Below are 24,135 nucleotides of genomic sequence, written 5' to 3' on the forward strand. Positions count from 1 at the left end.
TGACCGTTCAGCCGATGGCCACCGGCAGGTGGGCCCGCGCCGCCTCGCGCAGCTCCTGGGCCAAGGCGTCGTCGCCCACCGCGCGGGACAGCAGCAGCGCGCCCACCAGCGTCGACAGCAAAGCCATCGCCTGCGCGCGCCGCTCGGCGTCGTCGGCGGCAGGCATCTGCGGCGTGAGCCGCTGCACAGCGGCCTGCACGCCGCCGGCGAAGACGTCGCGCACCGCCGGGCCCGCGCGGGCGACGTCGCCAGCCAGGGCCGCGAGGCCGCAGCCCGCGCCGACCTGCTCGCGGTGCGCGTCAGACAGATAGGCGTTGATCCAGCCCGTCAGGCTGCGGTCCGTTTGCTGGCGCCACAGCTCGGCCTGCGTCGACAAGGCGCGCGCCAACGCCTGGGCCGCCAGGTCGTCCTTGGACTCGAAATGCCCATAGAAGCCGCCACGCGTCAGGCCGGCCGCCTGCATGAGCTCATTCAGGCCGATGCCATCGAAGCCACGCTCCCTGAAAAGCTGGGCGGCGTTGTCGAGGATGCGCTCGCGGTTCTGCTCCGCCTGCGCGCGGCTCACTTTCATCGCGGTCTCCGAGGGCATGTCGTTGAGGGCTTGACGGATTTTATATGTTGACCGACATTTATTTAATCATGTCGCCCGACATGAATAAACTTGCCTCAAGGAACTTGTCATGAACCTCTCCCATGCCGTCGTCTTGATCACCGGCGCCAATCGCGGCCTCGGCCGTGCCTTCGCCGAAGCCGCCCTGGCGGCCGGCGCCGCCAAGGTGTATGCCGCCGCCCGCGACCCCGCCAGCATCGACCTGCCCGGCGTCGTGCCGCTGCGCCTGGACGTGACCGATCCGGCCCAGGTGGCCGCGGCAGCCGCCGAATGCCGGGACGTGACCCTGCTGATCAACAACGCCGGCATCCTGCGCGGCGGCAGCCTGCTGGCGACCGAAGCCCTGGCGGCTGCGCGCGCCGAACTGGAGACCAACTTCTTCGGCCCTTGGCTGCTGGCCCGCGCGTTCGCTCCGGTGCTGGCAGCCAACGGCGGCGGTGCGGTGCTGAACGTGCTGTCGGCGCTGAGCTGGGTGAGCTTGCCGGGCTCGGCCACCTACAGCGCGTCCAAGGCCGCGGCCTGGGCCCTGAGCAATGGGCTGCGGCAGGAACTCCGGGCGCAGGGCACGCAGGTGACCAGCCTGCATGTCGGCTACATGGACACCGACATGGTGCGCGGCGTGGCCGGCCCCAAGGCGTCGCCGGCCGATGTGGCGCGGCAGGCCCTGCAAGCGCTGGCTGCGGGTGACTTCGAGGTGCTGGCCGACGAAGTCAGCCGCCAGGTCAAGCAGAGCCTGTCCACCGCCCGGCCGGCCTACGCCGGCTGACCCTGGCGCCGAAGGAGCCCACGATGTCTGTTTCCGTCACCTCGGGCCACCCGGCTGATTCGGCCTTGGCGGCAGATCCTGCCCAGGTCGCAGCCGCCCGCCATGCGTTCTCGTCGCCCGAGCGGGTGCCTCTCACCGCGCAGGAGCAGGCTGCCCTGGCGGGTCACGCCGAGCCGCCGCTGCGCCACGAAGGACTCAAGCTGGCGCGCTGGACGTTCGGCCAGGGGCCGCGCGTCGTGTTCGTCCATGGCTGGAACAGCCGTGGCGCGCATGGGCTGCGTTTCGTTGCGCCGCTGGTCGAGGCGGGGTTCTCGGTCACGCTGTTCGACCTGCCTGGACACGGCGATTCGACGGGCCACGCCTGCAGCGTCGTGCACGCCGGGCGGGCGCTGCGCGCGTTGTTGGCCGACGCCGGCACGGTGCACGGGGTCATCGGGCATTCGATGGGATCGGCCGCCAGCTTGCTCGCGTTTGCGCACGGCGGGGCGGTGACACGTAGCGTGCATCTGGCCGGCCCGTCATCACTGACGCCGATGGTCAAAGGCCTGGCGCGAGCCCATGGCCTGGGCCCGGCCGACGCGGCAGCTTTTGCTGGCTGGGTGGAGGGCTTCATCGGCACGCGCATCGCGCTCGTCGACCTCGACCGGCTGCAGCACGGCCTGGTGCATCCCGGCCTGATCCTGCACGACCCCGAGGATCGCACCGTGCCCTTCGCCGCGTCCGAGGCGCTGCATGACGCCTGGCCGGCCTCCCAGCTTGAGCGCACCGCCGGCCTGGGTCACCGACGCCTGCTGGCCGACGCCGCCGTCATCGCACGCAGCGTGGCCTTCATCAGCCAAGGCCGAACGGCCTGAACAACAAAAAGGGCGAACCTGTCGGTTCGCCCTCTACCGCTGAAGCGGTGACGCTCAGTCAGCCTGCTTGCGCAGGAAAGCCGGGATCTCGATCTCGTCCATGCCGTTGGACGACAGTGCCTCGACCTTGGCGGCCGCGCTGCCCGAACGGCCATGCCGCCACACGCTCGGCACGTTGGCGTTGGCGAAGTCGCCCAGGCCCAGGCCGACATTGGCCTGCGCGCCGGCCGCCGGAGCGGCCATGGCCACGGCCTGCGTCAGCACGGGCATGCCGTCGGTGCCGTTGCGCACCACCTGCTGGGTCTGCACCACCTGCAGCGGCGCCTGCTGGCGGGCGCGGCCGGCGGTCAGGCCAGTGGCGATGACGGTCACGCGCAGGGCGTCGCCCAGCGATTCGTCGTAGGCCGTGCCGTAGATGATGTGCGCGTCTTCAGAGGCGTAGCGCTTGATGGCGTTCATCGCATTGCGCGACTCGCTCAGCTTGAAGTTGGCGCGGCTCGCGGCGATCAGCACCAACACGCCCCGTGCGCCGGACAGATCAATGCCTTCCAGCAGCGGGCAGGCCACGGCGGCTTCGGCGGCCTTGGTGGCGCGATCCGGGCCGGTGGCCTGGGCGGTGCCCATCATGGCCTTGCCCGGCTCGCTCATCACGGTCTTGACGTCTTCGAAGTCGACGTTGACCAGGCCCGGGATGTGAATGATGTCCGAAATGCCGCCAACGGCGTTCTTCAGCACGTCATTGGCATGCGCAAAGGCTTGATCTTGAGTGACGTCGTCACCCAGCACGTCGAGCAGCTTGTCGTTCAGCACGACGATCAGCGAGTCGACATTGGCTTCGAGTTCGGCCAAGCCAGAGTCGGCCGCCTTGGCGCGACGGCCGCCTTCGAATTCGAACGGCTTGGTGACCACGCCGACCGTCAGGATGCCCATTTCCTTGGCCACGCGGGCAATCACCGGCGCAGCGCCCGTGCCCGTCCCGCCGCCCATGCCGGCGGTGATGAACAGCATATTGGCGCCGGCGATGGATTCGCGAATGCGGGATTCGGCTTCCTCGGCGGCGGCCTTGCCCATTTCGGGTTTGGCACCAGCGCCCAGGCCAGTGGAGCCGAGTTGCAGCAATTGGTCGGCCTTGGAGCGGTTGAGCGCCTGCGCGTCGGTATTTGCGCAGATGAACTCAACGCCTTGAACGCCCTGGGCGATCATGTGGTCGACCGCATTGCCGCCGCCACCACCGACCCCGATCACCTTGATTTGGGTGCCTTGGTCAAACTCTTCGATCATCTCGATGGGCATATCAAACCTCCTACTGCAATTGTGCCTCGGGCACATGAATGTTGACTAGTTGCTGAAACACTTTTTTCCTGATTTTTAGGGGTCAGAAATTCCCCATGAACCAATCCTTGACCCGTCCGAGCAGGGTTTGCACCGAGCCGGCCTGCTGCGCGGCCTTGAAACCCCGCGTGCGCGACAGCCGCGCCTCTTCCAGCAAGCCCATGACGGTGGCTGAACGCGGGTTGGCCACCATGTCGTAAAGGGCCCCCGAATAGGTGGGCAGACCGCGGCGGACCGGTTTCAGGAAAATGTCTTCGGCGAGTTCCACCATGCCCGGCATGACCGCCGAGCCGCCGGTCAGAACGATGCCGGAGGACAACAGTTCCTCATACCCGCTGTCGCGGATGACCTGGTGCACCAGCGAAAAGATTTCCTCCACCCGCGGCTCGATCACGCCGGCCAGCGCCTGCTTGGACAGCATCCGGGGGCTGCGATCCCCCAGGCCGGGCACTTCGACCTGGTCCGACGGGTCGGCCAGCAGTTGCTTGGCCACGCCGTATTCGACCTTGATCTCCTCGGCGTCCTTGGTCGGCGTGCGCAGCGCCATCGCGATATCGCTGGTGATCAGGTCGCCGGCAATCGGAATGACCGCGGTATGGCGGATGGACCCGCCGGTGAATATCGCGACATCGGTCGTGCCGGCGCCGATATCCACCAGCGCGACCCCCAGATCGCGCTCGTCCGCCGTCAGGGCCGCATGGCTGGAGGCGCTGGGATTCAAAACCAGCTGATCGACCTCCAGGCCGCAGCGGCGCACGCATTTGACGATGTTTTCAGCCGCACTCTGGGCACCGGTCACGATATGGACCTTGACCTCCAGGCGGCCACCGCTCATGCCGATGGGTTCCTTGACCTCGTGGCCGTCGATGACAAATTCCTGCGGCTCGACCAGCAACAGGCGCTGGTCATTCGGAATATTGATGGCCTTGGCGGTTTCGACCACCCGGGTCACATCCACCGGCGTGACCTCCTTGTCACGCACGATGACCATGCCGGTGGAGTTCTGGCCGCGGATATGGCTGCCGGTGATCCCCGTGTAAACCCTCGATATTTTGCAGTCAGCCATCATCTCGGCCTCTTTCAAGGCCTGCTGGATGGACTGCACCGTGGCATCAATATTGACCACCACGCCGCGCTTCAACCCGTTCGACGGGGCCACGCCCAGGCCGGCGATGCGCAATTCGCCGCCCGGCAAAACCTCGGCCACGACCGCCATGATCTTGGCGGTTCCAATATCCAACCCGACGACCAAATCCTTGTATTCCTTGGCCATGTCCGTCCTCAGCGTTTTCTATTTACGGGTTTACCCGGAGTTTGTACCGTCACGCCGCGCAGCTTGACCGCGTAACCGTCGGCGTGGCGCAGGTCAGCCGACAGCAGCGGGCTGCGGTAGGTCGACGTGACCTGCGTGATGGATTGGGCGAAGCGGCCGAAGCGGTCGACGACCTCGGCCTCGGTACCACGCCCGAGTTCGATGACCGGGCCGCTGCCAAAGGTGACGCGCCAGGAACCGCGTCCCGACAGGTCCAGCCGGTCGATGCTCTCGCCGAGTTTCTCGGCGGCGGGCGACAGTGCGCGCCACATCTGGAGCATGAGGCCCGCCGTGCCGGCCGGGCCGGCGAGCACCGGCAGGTCTTCATCCTCGACGTCACCGAGGTTGGCCTGGAAGACTTCGCCGAAAGTGTTGACCAGCGCGCGCTCCGCCGTGGCCTCGCTGCCGGCATCCGCGCCGTCGACCCGGGCTTCCCAGTAAGCCGCCGGCCGGTGTTCCTCCAGGCTGACCTTGAGCCGCATCGGCCAGACCCGTTGCAGCTGCGCATGCCGCACCCACGGCACGGCCTCGAAAGCCGCGCGGCCTTCCTTCAGGTTGAGGCTGAGGAAGGAGCCATGCAGCCGGGGCAACGCATTGGCCCGCAGCGAAGCAACGCTGTTGCGGCTCACATCGCCCTCGACCTGGATCGCACGGAAGTTGAACGTCGGCAGACGCACCGCCCACCGCAGCGCGCCCCAGGCGAGCGTCCCCACCAGCGCAGCCAACAGCAGCGCCGACACCGCATTCATCAAGCGGACATCGGGCGGCAGCGCAGCGGTGGCGGCAGCGGAGTTCACGTCAGCGGGCGTCCAGTCGGGCCTGGGCCAGCAGCCACAGGCACAGATGGGGGTAGTCCACACCCACGGCCTGCGCGGCCTTGGGCACCAGCGAGTGCGACGTCATGCCCGGGCTGGTGTTCATCTCCAGCAGGAAGGGCTTCATGTCGGACTTGCGCAGCATCAGGTCGGCCCGGCCCCAGCCGCGGCAGCCCAGCAGGCGGTAGGCGCGCAGCACGAGTTGCTGGATATCGGCTTCCAGCGCAGCGGGCAGCGTGCCAAACAAGTACTTGGTGTCGTTGGACACGTACTTGTTCTCGTAGTTGTAGTCGCCCCCTTCGGCACGGATCTCGACCACCGGCAGCGCCACCGCGCCATCGCCCTGCCCCAGCACCGCGCAGGTGAGCTCCGGCCCCTCGATGCATTGCTCGAACAGCAATTCGTCGTCGAAACCCAGGGCCAGCTCGACGGCGCCCTGCATGTCGGAGTAGCCCATGGCCTTGGTGATGCCGATGCTGCTGCCCTCGTGCGGCGGCTTGACCACCACCGGCAGGCCGAGCTCGTCAGGAATCGTGCGGATGCGCTCACGGGTGAGCTCGGCGCGGTTGAGCACCACGTAGGCCGGCGTGGCCAGGCCCTCGGCGGCCCAGACGCGCTTGGTCATGGTCTTGTCCATGGCCACGCCGGAGGCGGTCACGCCGGAGCCGGTGTAGGGAATGCGCAGCCATTCGAGCGCCCCTTGCAGCGTGCCATCTTCACCGCCGCGGCCATGCAGCGCGATGAAGGCACGCTCGAAGCCTTCGGCGGCCAGCGCCTGCAGCGGCCGCTCGGCCGGGTCAAAGCCGTGGGCATCCACGCCCAGGGACTGGAGTGCCTCCAGCACGCCGGCACCGCTCATCAGCGACACCGGGCGCTCGGCGCTCTTGCCGCCGAACAGCACGGCCACCTTGCCGAGCGAGCGAGGATCAATGTTCAGGTCGATAGGCGTCTTCATCACAACGACGCTCCTTGGGAAAAATGCTGTGCGACGTGACGCGGCAAGGCGCTCATCGAGCCGGCGCCCATGCCGATGACGACATCCCCGTCACGGGTCAGTGCGGCCAGCGCGGCGGGCATGTCGGCCACACCCGCCACGAAATGCGGGGTGCCCACGGCCTGCGCCAGCGCGGCCCCGGTGGCGCCGGCGATCGGCGCCTCGCCGGCCGAGTACACCTCGGTCAGCAGCACCACGTCGGCCTCGCGCATCACGCGCACGAAATCGGCGAAGCAGTCGCGCGTGCGGGTGTAGCGATGCGGCTGGAAGGCCAGCACCAGCCGGCGGCCCGGGTAGGCACCGCGGGCGGCGGCAAGCACGGCGGCCATCTCGACCGGGTGGTGGCCGTAGTCGTCGATCAGGGCGAAGCGGCCGCCATCGCCCGCGGGCCACTCGCCATGCTTCTCGAAGCGGCGTCCCACGCCGGAGAAGCTGGCAAGCGCCTTCAAGATGGCCTCGTCCGGGCAGTCGAGCTCCATGGCAATCGCGATCGCGGCGAGCGCATTGCGGACGTTGTGTTCGCCCGCCAGATTCAGCATCACCGTCAAGTCGGCCGCACCCTCGCGCTGGCAGGTGAAGCGCATCTGCGCACCGGCCAGCGCCTGCACGTCCACCGCGCGCACGCTGACGCCGGGCGACAGGCCGTAGGTCACCACCGGGCGCTCGATGCGGCCGAGGATGGCGCGCACACCGGCATCGTCAGCACAGACCACGGCGGCACCGTAGAACGGCATGCGGTGCAGGAAGTCGACGAAGGCCGTGTGCAGGTTCTCGACCGAATGACCGTAGGTGTCCATGTGGTCTTCGTCGATGTTGGTCACGACGCAGAGCACCGGGCTGAGCTTCAGGAAGGAGGCATCGCTCTCGTCGGCTTCCACGACGATGAACTCGCCACGCCCCAGGCGGGAATTGGCGCCGGCCGCGTTGAGCTTGCCGCCGATGACGAAGGTCGGGTCCAGGCCGGCCTCGACGAGGATGGCGGTGACGAGCGACGTCGTCGTCGTCTTGCCGTGGGTGCCGGCGATCGCGATGCCGCGGCGCAGCCGCATCAGCTCGGCCAGCATCACGGCCCGCGGCACGATCGGAATCTGGCGGCCGCGTGCCGCCTGCACTTCAGGGTTGTCGGCAGCGACCGCCGTGCTGGTGACCAAGGCCTGGGCATCGCCGATATGCGGTGCAGCATGACCGATCTCCACCCGCAGGCCGAGGGCACGCAGCCGCTCGGTGGTGGCGCTCTCCACCGCGTCGGAGCCGCTCACCGTGAAGCCGAGGTTGTGCAGGATCTCGGCGATGCCGCTCATGCCGGCGCCGCCGATGCCCACGAAATGCAAACGCTGGACCGCGTGCTTCACTTCAACATCCCTTCGATCTCATCGGCCACGCGGGCCGCAGCGCGGGGGCGCGCCAGCGAACGGGCCTTCTCGGCGATCGCCAGCAGTGCGCTTCGGTCCAGGCCGCTGAGCAGTTCATGCAGGCGGGTCGGCGTCAGCTCGGTCTGCGGCAGGTGCAGGGCCGCGCCGTGCTGGGCCATGAAGACCGCGTTGTCGCGCTGGTGCGAGGTGGTGCTCACCACCAGGGGTACCAGCACCGCCGCGCAACCCGCGGCGCACAGCTCACTCACGGTGATGGCGCCGGCACGGCAGACCACCACATCGGCCCACGCCAGTGCCGCCGCCATGTCATCGATGAAGGGGCGCACCTCAGCCGTCAGGCCGGCGTCGGTGTAGGCCTGCCACACCGCGCCGAGGTGGTCTTGCCCGGACTGGTGCAGCACCTGCGGCCGCTGCTCGGCGGGCCACAGGGCCAGCGCCTGGGGCAGCGCCTGGTTCAGCGCGCGGGCACCGAGTGAGCCCCCCAGCACCAGCAGACGCAGCGGGCCGATCCGGTCGGCAAACCGCGCCGCCGGCACCGGCAGCGCCTCGATCTCGGCCCGCACCGGATTGCCACTGACGATGGCTCCCCCGGTGGACGCAGCCGCAGCGCCATCGAATCCGAACGCAAGGCGCTTGGCGAAGGGCTTGAGCACGAGGTTGCTCTTGAGCATGGCCGCATCGGCGTTCACCAGCATCAGCGGCCGGCCGCTGAGTGCGGCCGACAGGCCAGCCGGCACGCAAACGTAACCGCCCATGCCGAGCACGGCGGTCGCATGGCGCCGGTCATAGACACGCCGCGCGGCGCCCAGCGACTTGAAGAAGCCCACGATGCCGCGCAGCGCGTGCGCCAGGCCCTTGCCGCGCAGGCCAGCAAACGGCAGCGCATCGATCTCGATGCCGCGCGCCGGCACCAGCCGGTTCTCCATGCCCTGTGGCGTGCCGATCCACGACACCGTCCAGCCGCGACGCTGCATTTCCTCGGCCACGGCCAACCCGGGAATGACGTGGCCGCCGGTGCCGGCTGCCATGACGATGAGGTGACGTGAGGTCATGCCTGCGATCCCCGGACAAGGCCACAGAGACACAGAGACACAGAGGGGGCGTCAACCCACGACCTCTGTGCCTCTGTGCCTCTGTGGCTGTGTTTGAAGTGCTGGCTCACGACCGCCCTCCCCGCATCATTTGCCTGTTCTCAAGGTCGATCCGCAGCACCACCGCCAACGCCACGCAGTTCATCAGGATGGCCGAGCCGCCGAAGCTCATCAGCGGCAGGGTCAGGCCCTTGGTGGGCAGCGCGCCGAGGTTCACGCCCATGTTGATGAAGGCCTGGCCGCCCATCCAGATGCCGATGCCCTGCGCGTACAGGCCCGCGAACACGCGGTCCAGCGCGATGGCCTGGCGGCCGATCAGGAAGCAGCGGCGCGTGAGCCAGAAGAAGGCCACGATGACCAACGCGACACCCACGAAACCCAGCTCCTCGCCGATAACGGCCAGCAGGAAGTCGGTGTGCGCCTCAGGCAGGTAGTGCAACTTCTCGACGCTGCTGCCCAGGCCCTGCCCCAGCCACTCGCCGCGGCCGAAGGCGATCAGGCTGTGCGTGAGCTGGTAGGCCTTGCCCTGCGCGTACTTCTCGTCCCACGGGTTGAGGTAGGCAAAGATGCGCTCGCGGCGGAATTCACTGAAGGTGATCATCAGCACGAAGGCGCCCACCAGCACCAGCGTGATCAGCAGGAACATCCGCCCGTTGACGCCGCCCAGGAACAGGATGCCCATCGCGATGGCGGCAATCACCAGGAAGGCACCCATGTCGGGCTCCGCCAGCAGCAGCAGCCCCACGAAGGCCAGCGAGATGGCCATGGGCGTGACGGCCTGGAAGAAGTTCTCCCGGGCGTCCATCTTGCGCATCATGTAGTTGGCCGCATACAGCGCGATGCCGAACTTGGCCAGCTCCGACGGCTGGAAGTTCATCACCCCCAGAGGAATCCAGCGCCGCGCGCCATAGACCACCTTGCCGATGCCGGGGATGAGCACCGCCACCAGCAGCACCAACGCCACCACAAACACCCACGGTGCCCAGCGCTCCCACACCGACACGGGGATCTGCACCGTGATCAGCCCGGCCGTCAGGCCGAAGCCGATGGCCACCATGTGGCGCGTCAGGAAGTGCGTCGGCAGGTACTTGGAGAAGCGCGGGTTGTCCGGCAGCGCGATGGAGGCCGAATAGACCATCAACAGACCGAAGGCCATCAGCGCGAGCACCACCCACACCAGCGTGATGTCGAAGCCCTGCAGCTGTGTCGGTCGGCCGGCCGAGGTCGAGACCCAGTCGCGCACCGGCACGCTGGCGTCTTCGCCCTTGCCCTTCCACAGCGACTGAAGGCGGCTCAAGGCGCCCGACATCATGGCGTTCACAGCGCCACCCCGCGGTCGTCCGCCAGCTGCTGGACCGTGGCCACGAAAACCTCGGCGCGGTGGGCGTAGTTGCGGAACATGTCCAGACTCGCGCAGGCCGGCGACAGCAGCACGCTGTCGCCCGGTTGCGCCTGCTGCAGGCACCAGGCGGTAGCGGCCTCCAGCGTGTCGTGGCGCTGCATCGGCACGCCGGTCTGCGCCAGCGCCGCTTCGATCTGCGGCGCATCGCGGCCGATCAGGGCCACGGCCCGGGCGTGGCGGGCCACGCCGTCGGCCAGCGGTGCGAAGTCCTGGCCCTTGCCGTCGCCACCGAGGATGAGCACCAGCTTGGCCGGTGCACGGTCGGCGCCCAGGCCCGAGATGGCGGCCACCGTGGCGCCGACATTGGTACCTTTGCTGTCGTCGTAGAACTCCACGCCGTCGATGCTGCCCACCGGCTCCACGCGATGTGGCTCGCCGCGGTACTCGCGCAGGCCATGCAGCATCGGTGCCAGCTCGCAGCCGGCGGCGGTGGCCAGCGCCAGCGCGGCCAGCGCATTCGCCGCGTTGTGGCGGCCACGCACCCGCAGCGCATCGGCGGGCATCAGGCGCTGGATGACGAGAGGCTCGTCGTCATCGCCCTTGCGCTTCTTGACGGTCGGGTCCAGCTCGCGGGCGCGCACCAGCCAGGCCAGGCCGCCTTCGTCCACGAGGCCGAAGTCGCCCGGCGCCCGTGGCGCATTCAGGCCGAAGCGCACGACCTGACGCGACACCGTGCGACCCGGCTTGCCCCGCGTGCCCTTCACGAACACCGGCGCGGGCACGAGAGCCTCGACCGCTGGGTCGTCGCGGTTGGCGACGATGACCGTCGGGCTGTCGATGCCACGGCCAAAGATGCGGGCCTTGGCCTGGCCATAGGCGGCCATGTCGCCATGCCAGTCGAGGTGGTCCTGCGTCAGGTTGAGGATGGCGCCCGCGGTGGGCTCGAAGCCGTTCACGCCCTCGAGCTGGAAGCTGGACAGCTCCAGCACCCAGACCTCCGGCAGGCTCTCGAACACCGGGCCGCGCGGCAGCGGCGGTGCGATCGGCAGCGGCGCGTCTTCTTCGGGCAGCGCTGCGACGGCGGCCACCGATTCGGCAGGCTCGGCCGGCGCAACGGCAGCCTGGGCATCGGTCGACTCGGCGGCGCCAGCGTCAGCCACCTCGTCGGCCAGCGACGCACCAGGCTCGGCTGTTGCCACCACGGGGGCTTGCACCGCCGCGTCCTCGATCGCGCCCTCGACATCGGCCTCGGGCGGCCGTGGGTCGGGCTCGCGTGCCAGCGCCTCGGTCAGCGTGTCCAGCAGCGTCGGGCCGATGTTGCCGGCAATGGCCACGCGCTTGCCCGCGCGCTCGGCCAACAGGCCGGTCATGCAGGTCGTGGTGGTCTTGCCGTTGGTGCCGGTGACGGCGAGCACCGCCGGGGCGTAGCCATGCTGCGCCTTGAGCGCCGCCAGGGCCTCTGCAAAAAGGTCGAGCTCGCCGCGCACGGCGGGGCCATGCTCGTAGACGGCCGTCAGGCGGGCATCCAGCGGCGACAGGCCGGGGCTTTTCAGCACGGCCTGAAAACCTGCCGCGACCTCGGCCGTCAGCTCACCCGTGATGAAAGCCGTGGCATCGCCGAGGGCCGCACGCTGCGGCGGCTGCTCGCGGGAATCCCACACCGTGACCTGCGCACCGAAACGCGCACACCAGCGCGCCATCGCGAGACCGGAGTCCCCGAGGCCGAGCACGAGCACGCGCTGGTCCTGGAAGTGCGGCAGGTCGAGCTTCATGGCTTATCGGAGCTTCAGGCTCGCCAGGCCCACCAGGCACAGCAGCATGGTGATGATCCAGAAGCGGGTGACGACCTGCGTCTCTTTCCAGCCGCCCTTCTCGAAGTGATGGTGCAGCGGCGCCATGCGGAAGATGCGCCGGCCTTCGCCGTACTTCTTCTTGGTGTACTTGAACCAGGTCACCTGGATCATGACCGACAGCACCTCGGCCACGAAGATGCCGCCCATGATGCCGAGCACGATCTCCTGGCGCGTGATGACGGCCAGCGTGCCGAGGCCACCGCCGAGCGCCAGCGCGCCGACGTCGCCCATGAAGACCTGGGCCGGATGCGCGTTGAACCACAGGAAGGCCAGCCCCGCGCCGGCCATGGCCGCGCAGAAGATCAGCAGTTCGCCGGCGCCCGGGATGTAAGGCAGCAGCAGGTACTTGGAGAACACCGACGAGCCCGTCACGTAGGCGAACACGCCCAGCGCCGAGCCCACCATCACCACCGGCATGATGGCCAGGCCGTCCAGGCCATCCGTGAAGTTGACCGCGTTGCTGGTGCCGACGATGACGAAGAAGGCCAGGGCGACGAAGCCCCAGACGCCCAGCGGCATGCTGATGGTCTTGAAGAACGGGATCAGCAGGTCGGCTTTGGGCGGCAGCTCGGTCGAGAAGCCGCTGCTCACCCAGCGGAAGAACAACTGCACCACGCCCAGGAAGCTCGTCTCCGACACGCTGAAGGCGAGGTAGAGCGCCGCGACGAGGCCGATGAGGCTCTGCCAGAAGAACTTCTCGCGGCTGCGCATGCCTTCGGGGTTCTTGTCGACGACCTTGCGCCAGTCGTCCACCCAGCCGATGGCGCCAAAGCCCATGGTCACGAGCATGACCACCCAGACGAAGCGGTTGCTCCAGTCAAACCACAACAGCGTCGACACGCCAATGCCGATCAGCACCAGCACGCCGCCCATCGTCGGAGTCCCGCTCTTGGCCAGGTGCGCCTGCACACCGTAGCTGCGCACCGGCTGGCCGATCTTCATCTCGGTGAGCCGACGAATGACCCAGGGGCCGAAGGCCAGGCCGATGAGCAGGGCCGTCATCGCGGCCATCACGGCGCGGAAGGTGATGTACTGGAAGAGCCGCAGGAAGCCCAGGTCGGGGTACAGGCCCTGCAGCCACTGCGCCAGGCTAAGCAGCATGCGGGTCTCCCGTGTGTTGTTGTTGAAGTGCAGAGACCACGGATTCCATCTTCATGAAGCGCGAGCCCTTGACCAGGGTCTGGGCCGCGTCGGGTTGTTCTTGCAGGGCCGCAATCAGGGTGGCCGTGCTGTCGAAGGCGCGGGCGCGCGGGCCATAGGCGGCAGCCGCATCGCGCGCTGCCAGGCCAGCCGTCCACAGGTGGGCGATGCCGCGCTCGGCGGCATAGGCGCCCACCTCACGGTGGAAGGCCGGGCCCTCGTTGCCCACCTCGCCCATGTCGCCGAGGATGAGCCAGCTGTCGCCGGGCATGCCGGCCAGCACGTCGATGGCGGCGCGCACGCTGTCGGGGTTGGCGTTGTAGCTGTCGTCTACCAGGGTGCGGCCGCGGGCGTCACGCTTGAGCTCGGAGCGCCCCTTGACCGCACGGAAGGCTTCCAGCCCCTGGGCGATGGCCGCCAGCGGCGCGCCGGCGGCCAGCGCGCAGGCGGCCGCCGCCAGGGCATTGCGCACGTTGTGCTCGCCGGCCATGTGCAGGGCCACGGGCGCGCTGCCCGCTGGCGTGTGCAATTCCACCGCCCAGTGCGTGCCCTGCCACTGGGCTGCGCCGGTCACGTCGGCCTCGCCCCGCAGCGCAAAGGTCAGGTGTGGGCGGGCGCCGGCCAGTTCGAACCAGATCGGCGCGCAAGCATCCTCGGCCGGGAACACCGCGCAGCCGCTCGGGCCCAGGGCCTGCAGCACGGCACCGTTCTCGCGGGCCACGGCCTCGACGGTGGCCATGAACTCCTGGTGCTCGCGTTGTGCGTTGTTGACCAGGGCGACGGTCGGCTGGGCCATGGCGGCCAGCGGCGCGATCTCGCCGGGGTGGTTCATGCCCAGCTCGACCACGGCGGCGCGGTGGCTGCGCGCCTCGTCATGCCGCAGTCGCATCAGCGTGAGCGGCACGCCGATGTCGTTGTTGTAGTTGCCCTCGGTGGCCAGCGCATCGTCGCCCACCCAGGCGCGCAGGATGCTGGCGATCATCTGCGTGGTGGTGGTCTTGCCGTTGCTGCCGGTGACGGCGATGACGGGAATCTGGTGCTGGCGACGCCAGGCCGCGGCAAGCTGCCCCAGGGCCAGCTTGGCATCGGGCACCAGCAAGCCCGGCAGGCCGGCCTCGGCCAGGCCGCGCTCGGCGAGGGCCGCGACCGCGCCGCTGGCCTTGGCTTGCGCGAGGAAGTCGTTCGCGTCGAAGCGTTCGCCGCGCAACGCCACGAACAGGTCGCCGGCACGCAGCGTGCGGGTGTCACTGTGCACGCGGCCGAAGGCGGTCGCGCCGTCGCCCACCAGGGTCGAGCCGGGCAGCAACGCCTGGGCCTGGGCGAGCGTGAGCAGCGCGGTCACAGCCCCGCCCTTTCCAGCAGCGCGGCACGGGCCTCGCCGACGTCGGAGAAGGGCCGACGCACACCGTTGACCTCCTGGTAGTCCTCATGGCCCTTGCCGGCGATGAGCACGATGTCGCGCGGGCCAGCCTCGGCGATGGCCACACGGATGGCTTCCTCACGCGCCTCGATGACCACGGCCTCGGGCGCCGCCACCGCGATGTCGGCCAGGATCTGGGCCGGCGCCTCGGTGCGCGGGTTGTCGCTCGTGATGACGACGCGGCCGGCCAGGCGGGCCGCGATGGCGCCCATCTGCGGGCGCTTGCCCCGGTCACGGTCGCCGCCGCAGCCGAACACGCACACCAACGCACCGCCACGCGCCTGCGCCAGGCCCTGAAGTGCCGACAGCGCCTTGTCCAGGGCGTCCGGCGTGTGGGCGTAGTCGACCACGACCTGCGGCAGCTCGCGGCCGTTGCCCACGCGCTGCATGCGGCCCGGCACCGGCGTCACGCGCGCCAGGGCGCGGGCGACATCAACCAGCGCATGGCCCTGGGCCCGCAGCGCGCCGGCCACGCCGAGCAGATTGGCAGCGTTGTAGTCGCCGATCAGGCCCGTCTGCACCGGCAGCGCCTGCGTGCCCTCGTGCAGCGTGAACGCCAGGCCCTCGCCGGTGTAGTGCAGGCCGCGGGCGCTCAGGCGCGCATCGGCATGGTCGACACCGGTGGTCCAGACGTCCAGCGACGCCAGCTCGGCAGCCAGCGCCGAGCCCTTGGGATCGTCGAGGTTGACCACCGCCGTCCGCAGGCCGGGGAAGCTGAACAGCGCCCGCTTGGCAGCCCAATAGGCGTCCATGGTGAGGTGGTAGTCGAGGTGGTCCTGCGTGAAGTTGGTGAACACCGCCACGCGCACCGCGCTGCCGGCCAGCCGGCCTTCGACGATGCCGATGCTGCTGGCTTCGATCGCACAGGCCGCGAAATGCTGGTCACGCATGCGCGCGAAGGCGGCCTGCAGCAGCACGGGGTCGGGCGTGGTCAGGCCGTTGTAGTCGAGCTTGGGGGGCTCGCCGATGCCCAGCGTGCCGACGACACCGCAGCGCTGGCCGAGCTGCGCACAGGCCTGGGCGATCCACCAGGCCGACGAGGTCTTGCCGTTGGTGCCGGTGACCGCGATCACATCCAGGGTGCTGGTGGGCTGGCCGAAGAAGGCCGCGGCGATCTCGCCGGTGCGCGCCTTCAAGCCGGGCAGCGAAGCGACGCGCGCATCGACAAAGCCGAAGCGCTCGACATCCGCGTCTTCCACGAGGCAGGTGGCCGCGCCGGCAGCGAGTGCTGCGGCGACGAACTCACGGCCATCGCGCGCATAGCCGGGCCAGGCGATGAAGGCATCACCGGGCTGCACCTGGCGGCTGTCGGTGCGCAGCGTGCCGGTGCACCATTCGGTCAGCCAGCGGGCGGCGGCGTCGGGGGATTTGAGGCGGGTCAACATCAGAAGCTTTCTTCAGTGGCCACGGCGTTCTTGTTCGCGACGATCTGGCTCTTCACGTCCAGGTCGGGCTGCACGCCCAAGAGGCGCAGCGTCTGGGCGGTGACCTGGCTGAACACCGGGCCGGCAACCTTGCCGCCGTAGTAAACGCCGGCCGTGGGCTCGTCGACCATGACCGCCACCACGATGCGCGGCTTGCTGATGGGGGCGATGCCGACGAACCACGAGCGGTACTTGTGGCTCGCATAACCGCGGCCTTCCTGCTTGTGGGCCGTGCCGCTCTTGCCGCCGACGCTGTAGCCGGGCACCTGCGCCTCGGGCGCGGTGCCACCCGGGCCGGCGGCGGCCTGCAGCATCAGGCGCAGTTCGTGCGCCACCTCGGGCTTGAACACGCGGATGCCGGGCACCTCGTGGTCATGCGGCTGGCGCAGCATGCTCACCGGGATGATCTCGCCGTCGCGGGCAAACACCGTGTAGGCCCGCGCCAGCTGGAACAGCGACGCCGACAGGCCGTAGCCGTAGCTCATCGTGGCCTGCTCGATCGGCCGCCAGGTCTTGTAGGGCCGCAGCTTGCCGCTGATGGCGCCGGGGAAGCTGATCTGCGGCCGCTGGCCCAGGCCGATGGCGGTGAACATCTCGTGCATCTCGCGCGGCTGCATCTGCATGGCGAGCTTGGTGGCGCCGATGTTGCTGGAGAACTTGATGACGTCGCGCACCGGGATCACGCCGTGGGCGTGGGTGTCGGTGATGACCGCGCCCTGGAAGGGATAGCGGCCGTTGCCGGTGTCCACCAGGGTATCGGGCGTGCTGCGGCCGGTCTCCATGGACAGGCCGGCGATGAAGGGCTTCATGGTCGAGCCCGGCTCGAACACGTCGGTGAGCGCACGGTTGCGCAGCTGCTCGCCCGACAGGTTCTGCCGGCTGCCGGGGTCGTAGCTCGGGAAGTTGGCCAGGGCCAGCACCTCGCCGGTCTGCGCGTCCAGCACCACCACCGAGCCCGCCTTGGCCTTGTTCTCGGCCACGGCGTCGCGGATGCGCTGGTAGGCAAAGAACTGCACCTTGGAATCGATGGCGAGGTCCACATCGCGGCCATTGCTGGCGGGCACGATCTCGCCGATGTCTTCCACCACGCGCCCCAGGCGGTCGCGCACCACGGAGCGCGAGCCATCGCGGCCTTGCAGCTCTTTCTGGAAGGCGAGCTCGATGCCCTCCTGGCCGCGGTCCTCCACGTTGGTGAAACCCACCACGTGCGCGGCCGCCTCACCCTCGGGGTACTTGCGGCGGTACTCACGGTCCTGGAAGACGCCCTTGATGCCGATGGCCTTGATCCTGGCGGCGGTCTCGTCATCGGCCAGCCGCTTGAGCCACACGAAGCGCGATTCGGGGTTGAGCTTGGCCTCCAGTTCCTTGGGGCTCAGGCCCAGGGCCTTGGCCAGCTCGCGGCGCTTGTCGGCGTCGGCGTCGACCTCCTTGGGGATGGCCCAGATCGACGGCACGGCCACGCTCGCGGCCAGCACCTGGCCGGTGCGGTCGTTGATGCGGCCGCGGCTGGCGGGCAGCTCCATGGTGTGCGCGTAGCGCGCCTCGCCCTGCTTCTGGAAGAAGTCGGTGTGCAGCACCTGCACGTAGATGGCGCGCCCCAGCAGGCCCGCGAAGGCGAGCCCCACCAGGGCCACCAGGAAACGAGAGCGCCAGGGGGGCGTCTTGCTCGCCAACAGCGGGCTGGTGGAATAGCTCACGCCCCGGGCGCCGCTGACCGCGCGCGCGCCGGACTTGGGAGTCGCGCCCTTGCTCACGGCGTGACCCCCGAGGCGACCACAGCGGGCGAAATCAGCCGCATGCCCAGGCGCTCGCGTGCCACCTGCTCGACGCGCAGATTCGTGGCCTGCGCGTGGCGCTCGGCCGCCAGGCGCTCCGCGTCGGCTGCCAGACGCTGGCCTTCGCTCTTGGTGCGCTCGCGCTCCGCAAAGAGGCGGCGCGACTCATAGGCGTTGTGCACCAGCACCACGCCGCTCGCCAGCACCGCCAGGATGAGGATGAGGTTGAGCTTGGCCATGTCAGCTCCGCACCGACGACAAGGGCTGACGAGCCCGGGCGAGGCACTGAGAGCGAAGCGCGCATGCGGCCTGCACGAGTCAGTCCTTCAGCGGCGCATCGGTGCGCTCGGCCACGCGCAGCACGGCGGAGCGGGCGCGCGGATTGGCTGCCACCTCGGCCGCGCTGGGCATCACGCGGCCCAGCGCCTTGAGCGCCAGGGCCGGCGGCGGTGCGAAGGGTGCGCGGCGGTCGAACTCGGCCTTGCTGTGGGCGGCGATGAACTGCTTGACGCGACGGTCTTCCAGCGAGTGGAAGCTGATCACCGACAGCCGGCCGCCCGCGCGCAGCAGGCGCAGTGCAGCGTTCAGCCCTTGCTCAAGCTCTTCAAGCTCGCCATTGACATGAATCCGAAGGGCTTGAAAGGTGCGGGTCGCCGGATCTTGTCCGGGCTCACGGGTCTTGACCGCGCGAGCCACGAGTTCGCGCAGCTCGTCGGTGCGCGCGAGGGGCGCACCGGCTTCCCGGCGAGCAACAACCGCCTTTGCAATCTGGCCAGCAAACCGTTCTTCGCCATAGTCTCGAATCACCCGTGCAATCTCGCGCTCGTCGGCGCTCGCGAGGAAATCCGCCGCACTGATGCCGCGGGTCGTGTCCATGCGCATGTCCAGCGGCCCCTCGAAGCGGAAGCTGAAGCCCCGGGCCGGGTTGTCGATCTGCGGGCTGGACACACCCAGGTCCAGCAGCACACCATCCACCTCATGCACACCCAGGGCCGCCAGTTGATCCGCCATGTCGGCAAACGCGCTGTGGCAGATGGTGAAGCGCGGGTCGCTGATCGCCGCGGCGGCCGCAATGGCCTCGGGGTCGCGGTCGATGGCGATGAGCCGGCCGGCGGGCGACAACTTGCTCAGCAGCAGGCGCGAATGCCCGCCGCGGCCGAAAGTGCCGTCGACATAGACGCCGTCCGGACGCGCCAGCACGCCGTCGACCGCCTCGTCCAGCAGCACGGTCGTGTGGCGGAACGTGGCTTGGTCTTCCATCCCGCCGCCCATCAGAAGCTGAAGTCCTTGAGGGAATCCGGCATCGGGCCGGCCATGGTCTCGGCCTCCTGGGCCGCATGCGCCTCGGCATCCCACAGCTCGAAGTGGCTGCCCATGCCAATCAGCATCACGTCGCTCTTCAGGCCCGCGCTCTTGCGCAACTCGGGCGAGATCAGCACGCGCGAGGCGGAGTCGATCTCCACGTCCATCGCATTGCCCAGGAACACCCGCTTCCAGCCGACGGCCGACATCGGCAGCGCGGCGACCTTGTCGCGGAAGACCTCCCAGGTCGGCCGCGGAAACACCATCAGGCAGCCGTCCGGGTGCTTGGTGATGGTCAACCGCCCCTCGCACAGCACCTGCAGCACCTCCCGGTGCCGAGCAGGCACGCTCAGGCGACCCTTGGCATCCAAAGCCAGGCTAGAGGGCCCCTGAAAGACGAGTTCCGACACTTTTCACCACGAAACGACACTTCCTCCCACTTTAAGGGCCGAAGGGGTGGGGGTCAAGGTTCGGCACAACTTTTTTCAATGAAATCAAGCACTTAGGGCAAACTGTTGATCCATACAGGTCGATAAAAAATCTCCTTCAGAAATAAGGACTTGGCAGGGGATTGAGAAGTAGCGCTTGAGAAGTGCCCACCACGGGGCGTGGGTTTGCCCGTGGTCAGTTGGGAACCCCTCCGAAAGTTGGAAACTTCCGGTCTAAGTTGGAAAGCGGCCTGGGCGAAAGTTGGAAACTGAGCCGTTTCTCCTATGAGAACGGTGAGCCCAACCGACCGGCAGATTCCTCCGAGCAGCTCGACGCGACCAGATCAGCAAGCCAATCGCGCCAAAGTGGTCAAGATCCAACATTGGGTCAGCAGGACCCGGTGCGGACGGGCCGTGGCCGGCTGAAGCGCGGATTGAAAGTTGAGATGGGCCGTCAAAGCGAGTACGCCCCACATTCGGCTATTTCAACCACCCGCCTCCGGACAGAGGAAGCGACTCAGCACTTGCTGGCGCCTGCCTGATGCCGTCGAACTGGAAGTCAATGAAGCGAACAAGGTGATGCCCCGCGAGGTGGTGTAAGTTTTTAGGCGAGGCGGCCCGCAGAGGGTGGCCATCGTGGTCCCGGATAAGGTTGAGGTGCGACCCAACAACCCTTGTCCGAAGGAATACACGATGACCACCTCCACTATGGCATTGGCCGAGCTGGCCGAGAAGGGAGCCGACGTTGATGTGCTGCGCCAGATGGTGCAGTTCATGAAGCTGCGCCAGGGCAGCTACTTCCCCGAGTTCCTGGAGCCGCGCAGAACCGCCGAGAAGGCGCTGACGGCGGTGATCCAGGAGGCGTACATCAAGGGCATCTCCACGCGTTCCGTGGACGACCTGGTCAAGGCCATGGGCATGAGCGGCGTGTCCAAAAGCCAAGTGTCGCGGTTGTGCGCCGAGCTCGACGAACGAGTCGGCGCATTCCTGAACCGGCAGATCGAGGGCGACTGGCCGTACCTGTGGATCGACGCGACCTACGTCAAGACGCGCGAGGCCGGGCGCATCGTGAGCGTGGCGGTCATAGTGGCTGTGGGCGTCAACACCGAAGGACAGCGCGAGGTCCTGGGCATCAAGGTTGGCGCCAGCGAGGCGGAGCCGTTCTGGACGGAGTTCCTGCGCAGCCTGAACCGACGCGGTCTGCGCGGCGTCAAGCTCGTCATCAGCGACAGCCACGAAGGCATCAAGGCGGCCGCGGCGAAGACGCTCAAGGCCACCTGGCAGCGCTGCCGCGTGCACTTCATGCGCAACGTCCTGGCCTATGCCAACAAGACACAGCGACGCATGGTGAGCGCGGCCATCGGCACGGTGTTCGTGCAGGAGACAGCCGAAGCGGCCAGGCAGCAATGGCGCAGCGTGGCGAACCAGTTCCGCGAGAAGCTGCCCAAGCTCAGCGCCCTGATGGACGAAGCGGAGAACGACGTGCTGGCCTTCATGGGCTTCCCGCGGGCGCACTGGCCGCAGATCTACAGCACCAACCCGCTGGAGCGACTCAACGCGGAGATCAAGCGCAGGACCAACGTCGTGGGCATCTTCCCCAACGACAACGCCATCACGCGGCTGGTCGGCGCCATGATGCTGGAGCAGAACGACGAGTGGAGCCTGACCCGGCGCTACATGCAGTTGGAGGGGCTGCAGGCCCTCAGTGATACTGTCCCGACTCGGCTGTCCGCAGTGGCACGCTGAGTATCCCGCGCATCCCAGCCTGTCCGGGCTGTGGACTTACACCACGCGCTGGGACATCACCGCGAACAAGACCGCGCCGCTCAATCGACGCCAAAGCGCAGGGAGGTCGCGGCAAGCAGGAAGCCGCGCACGCGGACCTCACATCCACGGCCTTCAGCATGACGCGAATGCCCTGAACTCTGCACCAGCCGCAGCAGCCAAGCCAAAACTCCGCGACCGGTGGCTCTTCTGGTGAGCCAGCACTGTGACTATCCTCAGTTAAGTGCCGAACTCTTTTAGCGGATTCCGTCAATGACGGCGGCGATCGCCTTCCGCGCTGCTGCATGTTCGGCGCCTGACAGCCGATCTCGAATGAGCTGAACCAATGAGTCTTCGGTCACCGGCTGGGTGTCAATTGGCCTCAGCAAAGTCATACAGTGAATAATCAAAGCCCCAGGCGGATCGACCTGACCGCGCTCGTACTTCGATATCAGAGACTGCCTGCTACCTACAGAAACTGCGAATTCTTCTTGCGTCATGGCCAGCAAACGCCTCGCCGCGCGGACAAGATCCCCCGGCTTCATGAGCTCGCTTGTGTCAGTCACATCCGAAGGATATCATTCTCATAATGACTATTTCGGAGTTGCAGCGCATTCAGGTAAAGACCCCCGGGGGAGCCGTATGTCCCATGGGGTACGCTCCGCGCCTTGTGGTCATCTGGCGTACAGCACGCATCCGGCCGAGTTCAGATAGCTATGCTTGGCACGTCCGTTGACCTCATAGAAGACACCTTGCACGCCTATGGCGCTGCAAAGGAAGGTGTTCGCCTGTTCGAGTGGGATTCCGCTGATCTGCTCGTCTACGCAACTCTGGCGTCCGCGAGACGTGAACGAAGCGGTGATTTGCAGGCGCTGTGTGGCATTTACGAATGGCAACAGCAACCGTTGGCCTTCTTGGTTGACGGGCAGTTGATCGACAACGCCGAACATCTGCTGCGCGTCCGTCGACTCCTGGCCATGCGGGGCGGCGCCCCGTATCTGGCATTGATCCGCCAGGGCAGCCTGACCGTGTACAGCGTCGCGCTCGATGAGGCGAATGCCGATGCATCGAAAGTCAAACTACCTAAGGGCATGCAGCCGGCTCAGGTGGTCCCCTACCTGTCAAATGCCCGCCCCGGAAAGGCCTCAAGACGTCGCTGGATCGAGCAGGTTGTCCTTTCGCTGCTGAACGACACCATCACCCGACTGATCACCTCATGCGGAGTGGCCAGCACAGAGGCGATTTCGCTGGTCGGCCGCGCGCTGTTTGTCAGGTTCCTTGCAGACAGAAGCCTGCTGTCCGAGCGAGACGCGCAGCGCATTGCCCGACAGGAGATCGGGTCGCTCTTCGATTCGGCTTCAAGTGCAGTCTCCATCAACAAATGGCTGGATGACACCTTCAACGGCGACCTTTTGCCGTTGACCGATTGCGCACTTGAGCGCTTGCCCGCCGACGCTTTCGTGCTGCTCGGGAACATCCTGCGGCGTGCGCCTGGTGGCCAGCTGTCACTGGACTGGCGTGAAGACTGGGCTCATCTGGATTTTGCGTACATCCCAGTGGGCGTTCTCAGCCAAGCGTACGAGCATTTCCTTCGCAGTCACAACGCCAATACGCAAGAAAAGGAAGGTGGTTTCTACACCCCTGCCCCGATCGCGCAGATGATGCTGAGGGGCGCAATGCACGCGCTTGCGGACGAAGGCAGATCACAGGCGCGCGTGCTGGATCCAGCAGCGGGTGCGGGTGTGTTCTTAATTAGTGCTTTCCGCCAGCTCGTTGCGACGCGCTGGGTGGCCGACCAATCACGTCCCGATACGGCCGTGTTGCGCGAGATTTTGTACAAACAGATCTCTGGCTTCGATGTGAATGAGGAAGCGCTGCGTTTCGCAGCGCTTGGCCTCTATCTAATTTCGATTGAGCTCGACCCAAATCCACGCCCTGTTCAGAAGCTCAAGTTCGACCACAACCTCCGAGGACGGGTGCTATTTAAGGTGGGCGGGCACGGCAGCGCGGGCAGCCTGGGCTACAACGTGGACGCCGCTCACGACGCGAGCTACGACTTGGTCATCGGCAACCCGCCTTGGTCCAGCAGCACCAAACTCCAAGAATGGCCCGAGATCGTCAAGCGAGTGCGCGAGGTTGCTGAGCCGCGGCTCAAGCATGTGTCGTTCCGGCCTCAGCTTCCTAATGAGGTCCTGGATCTGCCGTTCGTCTGGCAAGCAATGCGTTGGTGCCGTCCTGGTGGCCAGATTGCATTCGTTTTGCATGCAAGGCTTCTGTTTCAACAGGGCGACATCCGCCCATCCGGCCAGTTCCTGACCGCGGCTGGCCAACAGGTCATCCTCGATGATCAAAAACTTCCCGTTGTCATCAACGGGAGATTCAAGCTTCTTCGACGCTTGAAGGGCCGCGAGTGACTTGAAGCCAAGCGCGGCCGCGACGCACTGCTGTGCGTGGCTGAGCTTGAGGGGAGTGAGCGACCCGAGGGATAGGTCGCAAACGGAACGCGCAACGCGCGAGATGTCGATCGACATGCGTTTCTC

General features: G+C 67.5%; 21 protein-coding genes. 4 read left to right on the forward strand and 17 right to left on the reverse strand.

Going from position 1 to position 24,135, the window contains the following annotated elements:
• Positions 1-7: 7 nt before the first annotated feature.
• Positions 8-571 (reverse strand): TetR/AcrR family transcriptional regulator, encoded by a 564-nt coding sequence (locus CDO81_RS06890; protein WP_088482479.1) that lies wholly within the window; start codon positions 569-571, stop codon positions 8-10.
• A gap of 109 nt (positions 572-680) precedes the next feature.
• Between CDO81_RS06890 and CDO81_RS06895 the strand changes: the two genes are divergently transcribed.
• Together CDO81_RS06895 and CDO81_RS06900 are read left to right on the forward strand one after the other, a co-directional pair.
• Complete coding sequence (locus CDO81_RS06895) at positions 681-1,376, forward strand: SDR family oxidoreductase (RefSeq protein WP_088482343.1); 696 nt, start codon at positions 681-683, stop codon at positions 1,374-1,376.
• A gap of 23 nt (positions 1,377-1,399) precedes the next feature.
• Positions 1,400-2,230: an alpha/beta fold hydrolase gene (locus CDO81_RS06900; RefSeq protein ID WP_088482344.1), complete on the forward strand. Its 831-nt coding sequence runs from the start codon at positions 1,400-1,402 to the stop codon at positions 2,228-2,230.
• Between the two features lie 54 nt (positions 2,231-2,284).
• Here CDO81_RS06900 and ftsZ read toward each other — a convergent pair whose 3' ends face one another.
• From ftsZ to mraZ, 15 genes are all read right to left on the reverse strand, one after another.
• On the reverse strand, positions 2,285-3,523 hold the full coding sequence (gene ftsZ / locus CDO81_RS06905) for a cell division protein FtsZ (protein WP_088482345.1): 1,239 nt from the start codon (positions 3,521-3,523) through the stop codon (positions 2,285-2,287).
• Between the two features lie 82 nt (positions 3,524-3,605).
• The gene (gene ftsA, locus CDO81_RS06910) at positions 3,606-4,835 is read right to left on the reverse strand and encodes a cell division protein FtsA (RefSeq protein ID WP_088482346.1); all 1,230 of its coding nucleotides are present in this window, start codon (positions 4,833-4,835) and stop codon (positions 3,606-3,608) included.
• A gap of 8 nt (positions 4,836-4,843) precedes the next feature.
• Positions 4,844-5,671: a cell division protein FtsQ/DivIB gene (locus CDO81_RS06915; RefSeq protein ID WP_241516873.1), complete on the reverse strand. Its 828-nt coding sequence runs from the start codon at positions 5,669-5,671 to the stop codon at positions 4,844-4,846.
• Between the two features lies 1 nt (position 5,672).
• The gene (locus CDO81_RS06920) at positions 5,673-6,644 is read right to left on the reverse strand and encodes a D-alanine--D-alanine ligase (protein WP_193466485.1); all 972 of its coding nucleotides are present in this window, start codon (positions 6,642-6,644) and stop codon (positions 5,673-5,675) included.
• On the reverse strand, positions 6,644-8,035 hold the full coding sequence (gene murC, locus CDO81_RS06925) for a UDP-N-acetylmuramate--L-alanine ligase (RefSeq protein ID WP_088482347.1): 1,392 nt from the start codon (positions 8,033-8,035) through the stop codon (positions 6,644-6,646). The genes CDO81_RS06920 and murC overlap by 1 nt, the downstream gene beginning before the upstream one ends.
• On the reverse strand, positions 8,032-9,108 hold the full coding sequence (murG, locus tag CDO81_RS06930) for an undecaprenyldiphospho-muramoylpentapeptide beta-N-acetylglucosaminyltransferase (protein ID WP_088482348.1): 1,077 nt from the start codon (positions 9,106-9,108) through the stop codon (positions 8,032-8,034). Before murG ends, murC begins: the two co-directional genes overlap by 4 nt.
• A 106-nt stretch (positions 9,109-9,214) precedes the next feature.
• Positions 9,215-10,456: a putative lipid II flippase FtsW gene (gene ftsW, locus CDO81_RS06935; RefSeq protein ID WP_088482482.1), complete on the reverse strand. Its 1,242-nt coding sequence runs from the start codon at positions 10,454-10,456 to the stop codon at positions 9,215-9,217.
• An 8-nt stretch (positions 10,457-10,464) separates the two neighbouring features.
• Positions 10,465-12,261, reverse strand: a complete 1,797-nt coding sequence (gene murD / locus CDO81_RS06940; protein ID WP_241516874.1) for a UDP-N-acetylmuramoyl-L-alanine--D-glutamate ligase — start codon at positions 12,259-12,261, stop codon at positions 10,465-10,467.
• Between the two features lie 3 nt (positions 12,262-12,264).
• Positions 12,265-13,443: a phospho-N-acetylmuramoyl-pentapeptide-transferase gene (gene mraY, locus CDO81_RS06945; protein ID WP_088482349.1), complete on the reverse strand. Its 1,179-nt coding sequence runs from the start codon at positions 13,441-13,443 to the stop codon at positions 12,265-12,267.
• Positions 13,433-14,815 carry a UDP-N-acetylmuramoyl-tripeptide--D-alanyl-D-alanine ligase gene (locus CDO81_RS06950; RefSeq protein WP_168928258.1) on the reverse strand — a complete coding sequence of 461 codons (1,383 nt, stop codon included), beginning with the start codon at positions 14,813-14,815 and terminating at the stop codon, positions 13,433-13,435. The genes mraY and CDO81_RS06950 overlap by 11 nt, the downstream gene beginning before the upstream one ends.
• A gap of 5 nt (positions 14,816-14,820) precedes the next feature.
• The gene (locus CDO81_RS06955) at positions 14,821-16,287 is read right to left on the reverse strand and encodes a UDP-N-acetylmuramoyl-L-alanyl-D-glutamate--2,6-diaminopimelate ligase (protein WP_088482351.1); all 1,467 of its coding nucleotides are present in this window, start codon (positions 16,285-16,287) and stop codon (positions 14,821-14,823) included.
• Positions 16,287-18,080, reverse strand: coding sequence for a peptidoglycan D,D-transpeptidase FtsI family protein (locus CDO81_RS06960; RefSeq protein WP_088482352.1), 1,794 nt, complete (start codon positions 18,078-18,080; stop codon positions 16,287-16,289). The genes CDO81_RS06955 and CDO81_RS06960 overlap by 1 nt, the downstream gene beginning before the upstream one ends.
• Positions 18,077-18,340 (reverse strand): cell division protein FtsL, encoded by a 264-nt coding sequence (gene ftsL / locus CDO81_RS06965; RefSeq protein ID WP_088482353.1) that lies wholly within the window; start codon positions 18,338-18,340, stop codon positions 18,077-18,079. The genes CDO81_RS06960 and ftsL overlap by 4 nt, the downstream gene beginning before the upstream one ends.
• Positions 18,341-18,419: 79 nt before the next feature.
• The gene (rsmH, locus tag CDO81_RS06970) at positions 18,420-19,361 is read right to left on the reverse strand and encodes a 16S rRNA (cytosine(1402)-N(4))-methyltransferase RsmH (RefSeq protein WP_088482484.1); all 942 of its coding nucleotides are present in this window, start codon (positions 19,359-19,361) and stop codon (positions 18,420-18,422) included.
• An 11-nt stretch (positions 19,362-19,372) separates the two neighbouring features.
• Positions 19,373-19,813, reverse strand: coding sequence for a division/cell wall cluster transcriptional repressor MraZ (gene mraZ / locus CDO81_RS06975; protein ID WP_088482354.1), 441 nt, complete (start codon positions 19,811-19,813; stop codon positions 19,373-19,375).
• 711 nt (positions 19,814-20,524) lie between these two features.
• Here mraZ and CDO81_RS06980 point away from each other — a divergent pair.
• Complete coding sequence (locus CDO81_RS06980) at positions 20,525-21,577, forward strand: IS256 family transposase (protein ID WP_088482355.1); 1,053 nt, start codon at positions 20,525-20,527, stop codon at positions 21,575-21,577.
• Between the two features lie 275 nt (positions 21,578-21,852).
• On the opposite strand, the gene CDO81_RS06985 is transcribed toward CDO81_RS06980, so the two are convergent.
• Positions 21,853-22,140 (reverse strand): helix-turn-helix domain-containing protein, encoded by a 288-nt coding sequence (locus CDO81_RS06985; protein WP_088482356.1) that lies wholly within the window; start codon positions 22,138-22,140, stop codon positions 21,853-21,855.
• Between the two features lie 207 nt (positions 22,141-22,347).
• Here CDO81_RS06985 and CDO81_RS06990 point away from each other — a divergent pair, with 207 nt between their 5' ends.
• The gene (locus tag CDO81_RS06990) at positions 22,348-24,009 is read left to right on the forward strand and encodes an HsdM family class I SAM-dependent methyltransferase (RefSeq protein WP_158218174.1); all 1,662 of its coding nucleotides are present in this window, start codon (positions 22,348-22,350) and stop codon (positions 24,007-24,009) included.
• Positions 24,010-24,135: the final 126 nt, after the last annotated feature.

This window comes from Roseateles puraquae, assembly GCF_002205845.1.
Classification (GTDB): Bacteria; Pseudomonadota; Gammaproteobacteria; order Burkholderiales; family Burkholderiaceae_C; genus Pelomonas; species Pelomonas puraquae.

What these genes read in the sequence shown, in the direction of transcription:
- CDO81_RS06900 (WP_088482344.1), top strand. Translation starts at nt 1,400, where the DNA reads ATGTCTGTTTCCGTCACCTCGGGCCACCCGGCTGATTCGGCCTTGGCG.
- CDO81_RS06985 (WP_088482356.1), bottom strand. Translation starts at nt 22,140, where the DNA reads ATGAAGCCGGGGGATCTTGTCCGCGCGGCGAGGCGTTTGCTGGCCATG.
- CDO81_RS06890 (WP_088482479.1), bottom strand. Translation starts at nt 571, where the DNA reads ATGAAAGTGAGCCGCGCGCAGGCGGAGCAGAACCGCGAGCGCATCCTC.
- CDO81_RS06895 (WP_088482343.1), top strand. Translation starts at nt 681, where the DNA reads ATGAACCTCTCCCATGCCGTCGTCTTGATCACCGGCGCCAATCGCGGC.
- CDO81_RS06920 (WP_193466485.1), bottom strand. Translation starts at nt 6,644, where the DNA reads ATGAAGACGCCTATCGACCTGAACATTGATCCTCGCTCGCTCGGCAAG.
- ftsL (WP_088482353.1), bottom strand. Translation starts at nt 18,340, where the DNA reads ATGGCCAAGCTCAACCTCATCCTCATCCTGGCGGTGCTGGCGAGCGGC.
- ftsW (WP_088482482.1), bottom strand. Translation starts at nt 10,456, where the DNA reads ATGTCGGGCGCCTTGAGCCGCCTTCAGTCGCTGTGGAAGGGCAAGGGC.
- rsmH (WP_088482484.1), bottom strand. Translation starts at nt 19,361, where the DNA reads ATGGAAGACCAAGCCACGTTCCGCCACACGACCGTGCTGCTGGACGAG.
- mraY (WP_088482349.1), bottom strand. Translation starts at nt 13,443, where the DNA reads ATGCTGCTTAGCCTGGCGCAGTGGCTGCAGGGCCTGTACCCCGACCTG.
- CDO81_RS06980 (WP_088482355.1), top strand. Translation starts at nt 20,525, where the DNA reads ATGACCACCTCCACTATGGCATTGGCCGAGCTGGCCGAGAAGGGAGCC.
- CDO81_RS06955 (WP_088482351.1), bottom strand. Translation starts at nt 16,287, where the DNA reads ATGTTGACCCGCCTCAAATCCCCCGACGCCGCCGCCCGCTGGCTGACC.
- murG (WP_088482348.1), bottom strand. Translation starts at nt 9,108, where the DNA reads ATGACCTCACGTCACCTCATCGTCATGGCAGCCGGCACCGGCGGCCAC.
- murD (WP_241516874.1), bottom strand. Translation starts at nt 12,261, where the DNA reads ATGAAGCTCGACCTGCCGCACTTCCAGGACCAGCGCGTGCTCGTGCTC.
- ftsZ (WP_088482345.1), bottom strand. Translation starts at nt 3,523, where the DNA reads ATGCCCATCGAGATGATCGAAGAGTTTGACCAAGGCACCCAAATCAAG.
- ftsA (WP_088482346.1), bottom strand. Translation starts at nt 4,835, where the DNA reads ATGGCCAAGGAATACAAGGATTTGGTCGTCGGGTTGGATATTGGAACC.